The 11,856-nt window shown below is 70.1% G+C and carries 13 protein-coding genes and 1 pseudogene; 5 read left to right on the plus strand and 9 right to left on the minus strand.

Annotation, left to right across the window (positions count from 1 at the left end; all coding sequences use genetic code 11):
• Positions 1-1,110 (plus strand): ATP-dependent helicase C-terminal domain-containing protein (locus NON22_RS13205; RefSeq protein WP_306673804.1); only part of this gene is annotated, 1,110 nt, incomplete at its 5' end.
• Positions 1,111-1,392: 282 nt separating this feature from the next.
• Here the strand turns inward: NON22_RS13205 and NON22_RS13210 are convergent.
• On the minus strand, positions 1,393-2,616 hold the full coding sequence (locus NON22_RS13210) for a hypothetical protein (protein WP_257387404.1): 1,224 nt from the start codon (positions 2,614-2,616) through the stop codon (positions 1,393-1,395).
• Positions 2,617-2,795: 179 nt separating this feature from the next.
• Between NON22_RS13210 and NON22_RS13215 the strand changes: the two genes are divergently transcribed.
• The 3 genes from NON22_RS13215 (at position 2,796) to NON22_RS13225 (ending at position 5,923) form a co-directional block, all read left to right on the plus strand.
• Entirely contained in the window at positions 2,796-3,581 is a 786-nt protein-coding gene (locus NON22_RS13215; protein WP_257387405.1) for a TatD family hydrolase, read from the plus strand.
• Positions 3,582-3,749: 168 nt separating this feature from the next.
• On the plus strand, positions 3,750-4,832 hold the full coding sequence (locus NON22_RS13220) for a flagellar motor protein MotA (protein WP_257387407.1): 1,083 nt from the start codon (positions 3,750-3,752) through the stop codon (positions 4,830-4,832).
• 5 nt (positions 4,833-4,837) lie between these two features.
• Positions 4,838-5,923 (plus strand): peptidoglycan -binding protein, encoded by a 1,086-nt coding sequence (locus NON22_RS13225; RefSeq protein WP_257387408.1) that lies wholly within the window; start codon positions 4,838-4,840, stop codon positions 5,921-5,923.
• A 44-nt stretch (positions 5,924-5,967) separates the two neighbouring features.
• Here the strand turns inward: NON22_RS13225 and NON22_RS13230 are convergent, their stop codons facing one another.
• From NON22_RS13230 to NON22_RS13250, 5 genes and pseudogenes are all read right to left on the minus strand, one after another.
• Entirely contained in the window at positions 5,968-6,516 is a 549-nt protein-coding gene (locus NON22_RS13230; protein ID WP_257387409.1) for a hypothetical protein, read from the minus strand.
• A gap of 142 nt (positions 6,517-6,658) precedes the next feature.
• Positions 6,659-7,405, minus strand: coding sequence for a class I SAM-dependent methyltransferase (locus tag NON22_RS13235; protein WP_257387410.1), 747 nt, complete (start codon positions 7,403-7,405; stop codon positions 6,659-6,661).
• Between the two features lie 77 nt (positions 7,406-7,482).
• Positions 7,483-8,013, minus strand: a pseudogene (locus NON22_RS13240) (pseudouridine synthase); the annotation flags it as partial.
• A gap of 46 nt (positions 8,014-8,059) precedes the next feature.
• A complete protein-coding gene (locus NON22_RS13245) occupies positions 8,060-9,022 on the minus strand; it encodes a class I SAM-dependent methyltransferase (protein ID WP_257387412.1) in 963 nt (320 codons plus the stop codon).
• Between the two features lie 108 nt (positions 9,023-9,130).
• Complete coding sequence (locus NON22_RS13250; protein WP_257387413.1) at positions 9,131-10,045, minus strand: LysR substrate-binding domain-containing protein; 915 nt, start codon at positions 10,043-10,045, stop codon at positions 9,131-9,133.
• A 119-nt stretch (positions 10,046-10,164) separates the two neighbouring features.
• On the opposite strand from NON22_RS13250, the gene NON22_RS13255 reads away from it, so the two are divergent.
• Positions 10,165-10,338, plus strand: coding sequence for a hypothetical protein (locus NON22_RS13255; protein WP_257387414.1), 174 nt, complete (start codon positions 10,165-10,167; stop codon positions 10,336-10,338).
• Between the two features lie 69 nt (positions 10,339-10,407).
• Here NON22_RS13255 and NON22_RS13260 read toward each other — a convergent pair whose 3' ends face one another.
• From NON22_RS13260 to NON22_RS13270, 3 genes are all read right to left on the minus strand, one after another.
• Complete coding sequence (locus NON22_RS13260) at positions 10,408-10,995, minus strand: DUF2179 domain-containing protein (protein ID WP_257387415.1); 588 nt, start codon at positions 10,993-10,995, stop codon at positions 10,408-10,410.
• Between the two features lie 73 nt (positions 10,996-11,068).
• Complete coding sequence (locus NON22_RS13265; protein WP_257387416.1) at positions 11,069-11,647, minus strand: TlpA family protein disulfide reductase; 579 nt, start codon at positions 11,645-11,647, stop codon at positions 11,069-11,071.
• A partial coding sequence (locus NON22_RS13270; protein WP_257387417.1) for a GNAT family N-acetyltransferase occupies positions 11,644-11,856 on the minus strand: 213 nt, incomplete at its 5' end. The genes NON22_RS13265 and NON22_RS13270, both read right to left, overlap by 4 nt.

Here is an 11,856-nt window from a genome sequence, read left to right on the forward strand (position 1 = left end):
CTGCACGCGTGGCGCCGCGACGGTGTCCGCGCCGCGCGCGACGCCGACATCGGCGCGCTGGCCGCGCTCGAACAGGCGTCGTCGGGCTGGCGCCGCCGTTTGCGCTGCGACGCGCCCGCGCGTGACACGCCCGATTCGCTGCGCATAGGCGATTTATTGCTGCATGCGTTTCCAGACCGCGTGGCCAGGCAGGATGCGGCCAATCCGCGCCGCTACGCCTTGTCCAACGGCCGCGGCGCGCGCCTGCACGAGAACACCGCGCTGTACGGCGAGCCCTGGCTGATCGCGCTGGACCTGCGCCTCGACGACAAGGACAGCCTGATCCTTTCGGCCGTGCCGTTCGATCCGGATCTGCTCGAGCGCGATTTCGCCGATCGCTTCGTCGATCGGCGCGTCGTGCGCTGGAATGCCGACAAGCGCGCCGTCGAGGCGTTCGAGGAACGCCGTTTCGCCGCGCTGGTCGTGCAGCGCCGTCAGGTCGCCGTGACGAGGGCCGACGCGGTGCCCGCGCTGCTCGCGGCCGTGCGCGACGCCGGCCTCGACGTGCTGCCGTGGAGCGACCACGCGCGCGAACTGCGCAACCGCGTGCTCGCGCTGCGCGACTGGTGTCCCGAGCTCGGCCTGCCGGACCTGTCCGACGCCGCGCTGCTCGCGAATCTGGAAGACTGGCTCGCGCCTTACCTCGACGGCAAGTCGCGCATCGACGCGCTGCGCGCCGACGAGCTGTCGCAGGCGCTGACCGGCCTGCTCGATTTCGAGCAGCGCCGCACGGTCGATGCGCAGGCGCCGGTCAGCATCCGCGTGCCGAGCGGCAACGAGCGGCGCATCGAATACGCGCCCGGTCGGCCGCCGGTGCTCGCGGTCAAGCTGCAGGAACTGTTCGGCCTCGCCGACACGCCGCGCATCGCCCAGGGCCGCGTACCGCTGACCCTGCACCTGCTGTCGCCGGCGCAGCGCCCGATCCAGGTCACCCAGGATCTCAAGGGTTTCTGGGAGCGCACCTATCCCGAGGTCAAGAAAGAACTGAAGGGCCGCTATCCGCGCCATCCCTGGCCCGACGATCCCTGGACCGCCGCGCCGACGGCGCGGGCGAAGCCGCGCGGGACGTGAGCCTCCGTTTCCGGCGGCCTTGCGCTGCCGGAACCCGCTTCGGCGTCCTCGACGCGAAGCAGCCCCAACTCCGCCCTGCCTTCCGGGCCCGCCGGGCGCCCCGGGGCCGTCAGGCCCGCGGTGCCACGCGACGGCCGTTCGCTGCCTGATGACGGGGAAGCGCGCTGCAGTCGCGGTATTGAAAATTTCGCACTCTGTTCAATGACGAAAAACCCCGGCGTCCTGGACCTTCATCCAGGGCGCCGGGGTCGGTTTCTTCCGCCGCACCGTTTCGGCGGCGGGCTATTCGCAGGTCAGCCCGTTGAGCTCCACGTCACGGCGTTCCCAGCTTTCGCGCGTGCCGACGCCGGACGGGCCGCCGACGGCGGCGGCCGACCCGTTGTAGCTGAATTTCATCTTGTAGCAGGTCGGGAACTCGAACGTGACCGTGCCCCAGCGCGTCGCGGTAGTGGAGCTGCCGAAGTCGCCGGCGAAGCCGCCGTTGCTGTTGTAGATGGTCTCGGCCACGATCGGGCCGCGCGAATCGGTCGGGAAGCGCGCCGAGCCGAACAGCCAGAACGGCAGGCGGTCGACGCCGTAGGTGAACCATGCGAAGGTCAGCAGCTTCTCACTCGACGTGCCCGGCAGGTCGAAGACCTGGATCAGCATGCCTTCGCCCGAATGCGCCGGGTCGAACCAGTTGCCGGTCAGATAGCCGGTCACCGGCACATTCCCGAACGCGGTCGGGTAGGTCGACTGGGTCGGGTTGTAGGCCGGCAGCGAGATGGGCTGGCCCGGATCGCCGTTGAAGAAATTGAGGAACGTCAGGGTGAAGGCGTTGTTGAAATCCCAGCGCGCCGTGCTCGCATCGTTGGTCGCGAAGTTCTCCAGCACGTACGTGCCGCTGTTGACCAGCGGTTCGTCGGCATAGACGTGCGAGACGACGGTGTTCGGTTCGTCGGCCACGCGCACGAGCTTGCGCGTGATGTTGCCCTGGGTCACGCGCAGGCCGGGGAACAGCGGATAGCGCGTGCCGTTGCCTTCATTGGCCGCGTCGCGGTCGATCGCGAGCAAGGTGACCGAGTCGTAGAACTGGCCGCTGCTGCTGCACGGGATGCGCCAGAGGCGCACGTTGACGATTTCCTCGAAGTAGCGGTCAGGAAAGTTGACGTCGCGTGCGGCGAGCAGCACGCGGAACGGCGCGCTGGCCGGATACAACGGACCGCTGAACTGCTCGGGCAGCGGATGGGCCAGGCAACTCGGCGCATAGGTACGGTAGAGGTTGGGTTCGGGCGTCAGCGACTTGACGACCGGGTCGGTCAGGTTCTTGGCTTCGCGCTGCGGCGCGGCCACGGTTTGCGCAGCGCCCAGCAGCGCGCGGATCTGCGCTGTCTCCTTCGCGGCGTTCTGGTCGCGCTGCAGCGCGGCGTCGCCGAGGATGACCTGTTCGTTGGCACCGGCCTGCAGCGCGAACACGGAACCGACCAGCCACAGCCCGGCGGCTGCCCATGTCTTTAACTTGCACATAACGATTTCTCCCTAAAGGTTTTCGTGCGAGCGGCAACGTTCGCGAGAGTGTTGTGGAATGGATGAATTGCCGGTGAACTTTTTCGCCCTGCACCGCGTGCCGCGCCGGGGCCGGCGGCGCTACTGCAGCGGCTGCGCTTTCCGCATAATGTCCGGTCCTCGTGCCCGGCCATTCTTGCATGCAGCTCGTCGATATCGGCGCCAACCTGACGCATTCCTCCTTTCAGCACGATCTGGCCGCGGTGCTGGACCGCGCCGCGGCGCACGGCGTGACCCAGCTCGTCGTGACCGGCGCCAGCCGCGACGGCAGCCCGCAGGCGCTGGCGCTCGCGCGGGCGCATCCGGGCCGGCTGTTCGCGACGGCCGGCGTGCATCCGCACCACGCCGACGAGTACGACGCCGACTGCGACGGATTGCTGCGCGAACTCGTCGCAGCGCCGGAGGTGCGCGCGGTCGGCGAGACCGGCCTGGACTACCACCGCGACCTGTCGCCGCGGCCGACCCAGCAGTTCGCGTTCGAACGCCAGCTGCAGATCGCGCTGGACTGCGGCAAGCCGCTGTTCCTGCACCAGCGCGACGCGCACGACGATTTCATGGCCATACTGCGGCCCGTGCGCGACCGCCTCGCGGCCGTGGTCGTACATTGCTTCACGGGCACGCGCGAGGAGCTGTTCGACTACCTCGATCTCGACTGCCACATCGGCATCACCGGCTGGATCTGCGACGAGCGCCGCGGCACGCACCTGCGCGAGATCGTCGGCAACGTGCCGCTGAGCCGGCTCATGATCGAGACCGACAGCCCGTACCTGCTGCCGCGCAATCTCAAGCCCATGCCCAGCCACCGCCGCAACGAGCCGATGTTCCTCGCGCACATCTGCGCCGAAGTCGCGCGCGACCGCGGCGAAGCGATGGCGACGACCGCGGCCGGCACGACGGCGACGGCCCGGGCGTTCTTCGGGCTGTAGGGCAGACCCGGCGGCGCGGAAACGTCGTACTCGGCGGCCGACGGTGCCCAGGCGACCGGGAGACGACGCCGCCGCGCAAGTGCCGGGCGGACCTGACGGGAACCAAGCGTTACGCAACCGGTCAGACGCGTCTGGCATCTTAGGGGACGCCGCCGCCGAGACCTTTCCATGACCCGACCCAACCGCAGCCTCGTCTGGATTGCCGGTTTCCTCGCCGCGATCGCCGTCCTGGCCAGCCTGATCGCGCCGCGCCTGGCCCAGGCCTTCCTCGCCAATCCCTTCTTCAACGGCATCATCCTGCTCGTGCTGCTCGCGGGCGTCGCCGTCAACCTGCGCCAGGTGCTCGCGCTCAATCGCGACATCGACTGGATAGAAAGCTACCGCCGCGCGAATCCCGAACGTCCCGTCGTCGGCCGGCCGCGGCTGCTCGCGCCGCTCGCGCGCATGCTCGCCGGGCGCGAGCGCGGCAAGCTCGCGCTGAGCCCGAGCACCATGCGCACCTTGCTCGACGGCGTGTACCTGCGGCTCGAGGAGGCGCGCGACCTGTCACGCTACCTGATCGGCCTCGCGATCTTTCTCGGCCTGCTCGGCACGTTCTGGGGCCTGCTCGGCACGATACGCTCGGTGTCGGACATCATCGCGTCGCTCGGCGTCGGCACCGACGCCGTGGCCATGTTCACGGCGCTCAAGGACCATCTGCGCGAACCGCTGGCCGGCATGGCGACGAGCTTCTCGACCTCGCTGTTCGGCCTGGCCAGCTCGCTCGTGCTCGGCTTCCTCGACCTGCAGGCGGGCCATGCGCAGAACCGCTTCTACAACGAAATGGAAGAGTGGCTGTCGACCGTGACCAAGCTGTCCGTCGGCGGCGCCGGCCTCGGCGCGGACATGGAGGCCTCGGTGCCGGCCTACGTGCAGGCCCTGCTCGAACAGACCGCCGACGGCCTCGAGCGCATGCAGCGCGCGATCGTCGACAACGAGCGCGAGCGGCGCAGCGCGAATGAGCAGCTCGGCGAGCTCAACGCGCAGCTGGCGCGCCTGACCGAATTCCTCGGCCGCGACGCGCGCGAACGCCATGCCGCCGTCGAAACCCAGGAAGAACTGCGCGCGACTCTGAAGACCCTGGCCGGCCACAACGCCGGCAGCTCGCTGTCGGACGAGCTGCGCAACGAATTCCGGCTGCTGTCGCGCACGATCGCCGCGGCGCTGGACAACCAGCGCCGCGGCACCGGCGCCGAACGCGAACGGTACTGAGCCCGATGCGCAGCCTCGCCGCCCGCCGCCGCGGTACGGACATCTGGCCCGGCTTCGTCGACGCCCTGACCTCGCTGATCATGGTGCTGATCTTCGTGCTGCTGGTCTTCGCGCTCGGCCAGTTCGTGCTGTCGGATTCGCTGGCCGGCAAGAACCGCGCGCTGGCCGATCTGAATGCGCGCGTCGCCGAACTCGCGAAGACCCTGTCCCTGGCCGAGGACGGCAGGCGCCGCCTCGACACGCAGGTCAAGGAACTGTCGGCATCGCTCGGCACGGTCAGCGCCGAGCGCGACGAAGCGCGCGGCGCGCTCGATGCGGCCCAGGCCGAGGCCGCGCGCCTGAACGCCGACATCGCCGCGCTGACCCAGCTCAAGAGCCAGCTCGAGAGCGAGGTCGCGCGGCTCGCGAACGAGCTCGGCCTGAGCCAGAACGAAGTGGCCAAGGGCAAGGAGCTGTCGGCGCAGCAGGTCGCGCAGCTCGAACTGCTGAACCGGCAGATGGCCGCGCTGAATGCGCAGCTCGCGCAGATCCAGGCGGCGCTGGATCTCGCCAACAAGGACATCAAGGCGAAGGACGTGCGGATCGCCGACCTCGGCAAGCAGCTCAACGTCGCGCTGGCCAACCGCGTCGGCGAGCTCGAACGCTATCGCTCGGAATTCTTCGGCCGCCTGCGCGCGGCGCTCGGCGACCGTTCCGACGTGCGCATTGTCGGCGACCGCTTCGTCGTGCCGACCGACATCCTGTTCGACACGGGCTCGGCCGAGCTAGGCCCGACCGCACAGGCCTCGATGGACAAGCTCGCCGAGACGGTCAAGCTCGTCGCGGCCGAGATTCCGTCGAGCCTCGACTGGGTGCTGCGCATCGACGGTCACACCGACGCGCGGCCGATCCACACCGACCGCTTCCCGTCGAACTGGGAACTGTCCTCGGCGCGCGCCGTGTCCATCGTCAAATACCTCGCCGTGCAGGGCATTCCGGCGCACCGGCTGTCGGCCAACGGCTTCGGCCAGTTCCAGCCGCTGGACCCGGCGCAGACGCCCGAAGCCTTCGCGCGCAACCGGCGCATCGAAATCCAGCTGACGAATCGGTGAGCGTGACGGCGTGAGCCGCAGGTTGCCGGCGGCTCGCCGCGAACCTACGGTTTCTTCTTGACCGCGGGCTTGTCGACCGCCGCCGCGTCCAGCGCGGCCCAGCCGCCGAACTGCAGGCCGACGACCTGATCGACGGCGATCGCGATCTTGTCCAGCGCATGGGCCGGCGTGCCGCTGACGCGATAGGTCACGATGGCTTCACTGCCTTCGTCCTTCGGCGCGATCGCGATGCTGAGTACGCCGGTGACGGCCATGTCCTGCAGCGGACCGAGCGCCGCATTCAGCCGCACGAGTTCGTTGCGCCTGAGCATGATGATGCGGCCGTGCTCGGCGCCGCCGTCGGGCCAGCGTTCGCAGAAGCAGCCGCCCAGGGTCAGCGACAGGCTGAGGTTGGCCGGGTTGCCCGACCAGGTGTGTTCCTTGGGCCACCAGCGCGCCGGCTGGCCGAGGGTCGCCCAGGCCTGCGCCGGCGTCGCGGCGATGCTCAGGCGATGTTCGACGATGAAACCTTCGGGCGCCGACTGCTTGACGGCGGCGGCCGCCGGCAGCGCGGCCAGGATCGACAGGACGGCAATCGCGAGACGTGTACGCATGACCGGCTCCGCGGTAGGGGCGGCGCGATTATCGCGCGGCCCGGGTCGCCGGTCAGGTGTGCGCGGCGAACCTGCGGATATGGGGGCGGGCGGCCGCCGCCGTGCGCGGCGACCGCTCGGCCTGCCGCACCGGATATTGCCGTCAGCCGAGCCGGCCGACGCGCAAGGCGAGGCTCCAGCGCACCGGGCGGATTTCGGCCGCATCACCCCAGGCGTCGGCGAATGCGGCGGTGAGACCGGCGACCGGGTCTTCGCCCTGCGTCTGCAGATAACGTTGCGTGGCCGACCAGGAACGCAGGTAGGCGAGGAATGCGGCGAGATCCCACTGTGCGACGAGCTCGAACGGCGGTGCGGCGATGCGCTCGAACGGAAACGCGAGCGGGGCGTAGCCGGACTCGACGAGGCGGCGCTCGGGCGCCCAGTAGCTGTCGAGCAGATCGACGTAGAGATGCTGCTTGATCGCGTCGACGGCCGGCGTGACCGCGCAGTCGGCGTAGCTCCATTGCGCAACGACGCCGCCGGGGCGCAGCACGCGGCGGACTTCCGCATGGAACGCGTCGAGGTCGAACCAGTGCAGGGCCTGCGCGACCGTGACGAGATCGGCGCTCGCGTCGGCGAGGCTCGACGCTTCGGCGCGCTCGACGCGGTAGTCGATGTTCGGCGCGGCTTCGGCCTGCGCGATCTGCGCGGCGCTCGGGTCGGTCGCGACGACGTGCGCGAACCGTTCGGCGAGGCCGATGCTGGCCTGGCCGTTGCCGCAGCCCGCGTCCCAGGCGAGTTCGCGGCCCGGCGCCTGCGCCGCGAGCCATGCGAACAGCCCGGGCGCGTAGCGCGGCCGTGCCGTGCGATACAGCGACGAATAGGTGGAGAAATGATCCTTGAACGTCATCGCGGGCTCCGTCTGTGGTGCGGCGGTGCGGCGGCTCCGGGCCGCTTCGCCAGGGCGGGACGCGCGGCGGCCGTCGCGATCGCGCGCGACTGCCCGGGCTGCAGCCCGTCCAGCGAATGCTCGCCGATGCGCACGCGCACGAGGCGCAGGGTCGGCAGGCCGACGGCCGCCGTCATGCGGCGCACCTGGCGGTTGCGGCCTTCGCGCAGGGTCAGCGCGATCCAGGCATCGGGCACGTTCTTGCGGAAGCGTACCGGCGGATCGCGCGGCCACAGCGCCGGCTTGTCGAGGCGCTCGGCCCGTGCCGGCAGGGTCGGTCCGTCGTTGAGCATCACACCGCGGCGCAGGGCCTGCAGCGCCGTGTCGTCGACGACGCCTTCGACCTGCACCCAGTAGGTCTTTTCCTGCTTGTGGCGCGGATCGGTCAGGCGATGCGCGAGATCGCCGTCGTCGGTCAGCAGTAGCAGGCCTTCGGAATCCGCATCGAGGCGGCCGGCCGCATAGACGCCGGGCTCGCGGATGTAGTCGGCCAGGGTCGGCCGCGGCGGCGTGCTGCGGTCGGTGAACTGGCACAGCACGCCATAGGGCTTGTTGAACGCGAGCAGCATGGACGGGCGGCGCGCGGAACGAGGCCCGCGCGCCGCGGCGGCTTTACTACTTGGCCGGCTCGACCGGCTGCTTGGCCGCATCGGCCGGCGCGGGCGCGGCGGCCGGCTTGACGAACTTCAGGGTCATGCGGTCGGACTCGCCGATCGCGCGGTACTTGTCCTTGTCCTTGTCGCCGAGCGTGAACGACGGCGGCAGGGTCCAGACGCCCTTCTCGTAGTCCTTGGTGTCTTTGGGATTGGCGTTGATCTCGCTCTTGTCGGCCAGGGTGAAGCCGGCGTCGGTGGCGAGCTTGATGACGTAGTCCTCGGGGATGTAGCCCGATTCCTTGGTCTTCTCCAGCGCCGTGCCCGGCGCGGCGCGGTGATCGGTCACGCCGAGCACGCCGCCGGGCTTGAGCACGTCGAACGCCGCCTTGAACACGGCTGCGTCGTCGTTCCACGCCATGAAGTTGTGCACGTTGCGGAACGTCAGCACGAGATCGGCGCTGCCCGGCTCGCCGAAGGACGGGGCGTTCATCGGGAACTCGCGCACGACGACTTCGCCGTAGCGGTCGGCGTCGCCGGCGAGCTTTTCCTTGTACTTCGCGTTGCTCTTGTCCAGGTAGTTCTTGGTGCCTTCGCTCGCGGCCGTGGCCGGATCGACGATCGCGGCCGTCAGCTTGCCCTGGCCCTTGAGCAGCGGCGCGAGGATTTCGGTGTACCAGCCGCCGCCCGGAGTGATCTCGACGACGTTCATGCCGGGCTTGAGGCCGAAGAACGCGAGCGTTTCGCGCGGATGGCGATAGGCGTCGCGGGCCTTGTTCTCTTCCGAACGCCAGTGGCCGACGAGCACCTGGCTCTGCAGGATGTCCCAGTTGGCCACGTCGGCCGGCACGGCGACCGGCGGCGGTACAGCCGGCGCGGCGGGCTTCGGCGCTTCGGGCGCGGCGGCCGGCTTCGGCGGCTCGGGGTTGCCGCCGCAGGCGGCGAGTACCAGGGCGAGGGCGAACGGCAGGGCGAGCTTCTGCATGGCGGCTCCGCAAACAGGGTGGGGAAGAGCGGCAGGCTAGCACGCAGCGCGTGAAAGCCGGAACCGTCCTGGGCCGTGCCGTGGCCCGAACGCGCCGAAACGGCAAGCTCAGCGCGATCGCCGCCGCGGCGGCGTCACGGCCGTCGCCGCGCTGTGTTCGGCGGCTTCGAGCAGCAGCCATTCGCGGAACGCCGCGATACCGGCGTGCCGTGCCGAACGCGGCGGATAGACGAGGTAGTGCGACCACTCCGCGCGCAGCCGCTCGGGCATGAGCATGACGAGCCGGCCGCTGTCGATGTGCGGCTTGACGAGGGTCATCCGGCCCAGCGCGACGCCGAGACCTTCCAGCGCTGCGCGGTGCAGGGTTTCGGTGTCGCCGAAGTTCGCGACGTAACGCTTCGGCGGCTGGCCGCCGAACTGGCGGAACCAGTCGGCCCACCAGTCGCCGGGATCGCCGAGCAGCGGCCAGCGCGCGAGCTCGGACGGCTGCGGCCTGCGGCTGCGGCGCTTGAGCAGCGCCGGACTCGCGACCGGCGTGATCCACTCGTGGAACAGATGGATTGCGTCGAGTCCGGGCCAGACGCCGGGACCGAAGCGCAGCGCCGCATCGACCGGATCCTTCGCGAAATCGACGAGCCCCGTACCCGAGTGCAGATGCAGTTCGAGCTCCGGATGCTGCGCGACGAACCGCGGCAGCCGCGGCACGAGCCAGCCCGACGCGACGGTCGGCATCATGCTGATGCGCAGCACGCCCTCGCGGCACTGCGGCCGCGGCTCCAGCGCGCGCTCGATGGCCGCGAGCGGTCCTTCGACCGCATCGAGCAGGCGCGTGCCGTCCTCGGTCAGGTTCACGCCGCGCGGACCGCGCACGAACAAGGTCTGCTGCAGACGTTGCTCCAGCGCGCGGATCTGATGGCTCAGCGCGCTGACCGTGAGGTTCAGCCGCTGCGCCGCGCGTGAGAGATTGCGCTGCTGCGCGGCCAGCACGAAGGCCTGCAGCGACGCGAGCGGGGGTCGGGCCATGTTGAAAATCCCTCAAGCCTGGCTTGCAAAGATGTCGCTTTTTACGGCGTTTCGGCGCCGCTACGCTGTCAGCACCTTCAACCGACGTCAACTCCCGAACGCCGAAACGGAGCATCCCCATGGCGACGATCTGGAAAGAACTGCTGTTCCTGCACGGCCATTTCGGCCGGCCCGAGGACCTGCTCGACGAGATGCCGGTGCCGGCGGCCGTCGCGGATGCGCCGCGCGACGTTCCGGCGCCGCGCGAAGCGGCGCTCGATGCCGACGCGCTGGCCTGCGGCGGCTGCCATTGAGGCGAGCCCGCCGGATTCGTCGCGCCGTCGGACCGCGTTTTCCGCGCTCGCCGGCGCGACCCGATCCGGTTACTTGCGCTTGAAGCGCAGCGCCATGCCGCGGCTGCCGCCCGCATCGAGCGCATGCACGTCTTCGCCGTGGCAGGACTTCACGTCGGTGACGGTGTAGATCGCGGCCGGGTCGAGCTCGTGCACGAGGCGTAGCAGTTCGGGCATGCGGCGGCGCCTGTCGACGACGTAGAGCACCTGCACCGAGGCCTCGCCGCGGTGGCGGCCTGCGAGTTCGACGACGGAATAGCCGCGTTTGGTCAGCTGCTCGGCGAGATTGCAGGCGCTGCAGTACGAAATGACGCGGACGAGTTCGCGGCCGACGCCGAGGCGGCGCTCCAGGGTGATGCCGACGAAATTGCCGGTCGCGTAGCCGGCGGCGTAGGCGATCACGAGATACCAGTGGTCCACGTGGCCGATGACCTTGCTCGCGGCGAGGATCCAGATCGCCGCTTCGCAGAAGCCGATCAGCGCCGCGAGCAGGCGGTAGCCGCGGAAGCCGACGAGGATGCGTACGGTGCCGAGCGACACGTCGACGATGCGCGCGCAGAAGATCGCGACGGCGAGCAGGGCCGGATGGGAATCGATCAGCTGGATCAGCAGGCTCATGGTCGTCGCGCGATGAAGGCGGCCCGTGTCGGAGCCGGAACGGAGGGCGGAAGGGTCGGAATGCCGCGCACACTCAACGCAGGGTCTGGCGCTGCACGTTCTGCTTGACGGAATCGGCTTCGATCGCGATCCAGACGAACTGGCGGCCGGTGTCGGCGGCCATGAGCTTGCGCATCTCGCTCAGCGACGTGCCGCAGGGGCCGCACCAGGCGGCCCAGTACAGGACCACGACGACGTCGATGCCGGCGAGATCGGGCTTGGCGAGCGGCTGGCCGCTCTTGTCGTTGAGGAAGCCGACGAGTTCGTCGACGGACAACCCGCCGGGCAGCGCCTTGCGCCCGGTCAGCGCCGCGTTGAAGCGCCACGGCAGGCGGTAGCTCCAGCCGACGCTGTGCAGCACGTGACTGCCGTCGGCGAGGAACACGTCCATGCGCGGCAGCCGCAACCCGCCCAGCGATTCGAGCTGATGCAGGCGCCGGCGCGAAATCTCGGTCTCGACCAGGCGCACGTTCGGCGGCATCTGGTCGGCGGCCGGCAGGCGGCTGCGGCGCGCGGCATCGGTCACGTCGAGCGCGACGCCGGCTTCGGCCTGGGCCGGCGGGTCGGCGGTCTGCAGCAGGGACAGGGCGAGCAGGGCGGCGGCGAGATTCATGGGGTCGGATTCGTCAGGCTCTTGGCATAGCGCCAGGCGGCGGCGCCGTCGTCGTAGTAGGCGTCGAGCGCCGCGATGCGGCGATAGCCGCGGCTTTCGTACAGCCGCACGGCGGCGGCGTTGTCGCGGCGCACTTCGAGGCTCAGGGTCTGCAGGCCCCGCGCGCGCGCGGCCGTCTCGGCGGCGGCCAGCAGCGCCGCGCCGATGCC

Origin of the sequence: Tahibacter caeni, assembly GCF_024609805.1 — a bacterium.
In the GTDB taxonomy this organism is placed as follows: domain Bacteria; phylum Pseudomonadota; class Gammaproteobacteria; order Xanthomonadales; family Rhodanobacteraceae; genus Tahibacter; species Tahibacter caeni.

Coding starts and splice junctions, on each gene's coding strand:
- NON22_RS13250 (WP_257387413.1), bottom strand. CDS start 10,045: ATGGCCCGACCCCCGCTCGCGTCGCTGCAGGCCTTCGTGCTGGCCGCG.
- NON22_RS13225 (WP_257387408.1), top strand. CDS start 4,838: ATGCGCAGCCTCGCCGCCCGCCGCCGCGGTACGGACATCTGGCCCGGC.
- NON22_RS13245 (WP_257387412.1), bottom strand. CDS start 9,022: ATGCAGAAGCTCGCCCTGCCGTTCGCCCTCGCCCTGGTACTCGCCGCC.
- NON22_RS13230 (WP_257387409.1), bottom strand. CDS start 6,516: ATGCGTACACGTCTCGCGATTGCCGTCCTGTCGATCCTGGCCGCGCTG.
- NON22_RS13220 (WP_257387407.1), top strand. CDS start 3,750: ATGACCCGACCCAACCGCAGCCTCGTCTGGATTGCCGGTTTCCTCGCC.
- NON22_RS13210 (WP_257387404.1), bottom strand. CDS start 2,616: ATGTGCAAGTTAAAGACATGGGCAGCCGCCGGGCTGTGGCTGGTCGGT.
- NON22_RS13235 (WP_257387410.1), bottom strand. CDS start 7,405: ATGACGTTCAAGGATCATTTCTCCACCTATTCGTCGCTGTATCGCACG.
- NON22_RS13265 (WP_257387416.1), bottom strand. CDS start 11,647: ATGAATCTCGCCGCCGCCCTGCTCGCCCTGTCCCTGCTGCAGACCGCC.
- NON22_RS13215 (WP_257387405.1), top strand. CDS start 2,796: ATGCAGCTCGTCGATATCGGCGCCAACCTGACGCATTCCTCCTTTCAG.
- NON22_RS13260 (WP_257387415.1), bottom strand. CDS start 10,995: ATGAGCCTGCTGATCCAGCTGATCGATTCCCATCCGGCCCTGCTCGCC.
- NON22_RS13255 (WP_257387414.1), top strand. CDS start 10,165: ATGGCGACGATCTGGAAAGAACTGCTGTTCCTGCACGGCCATTTCGGC.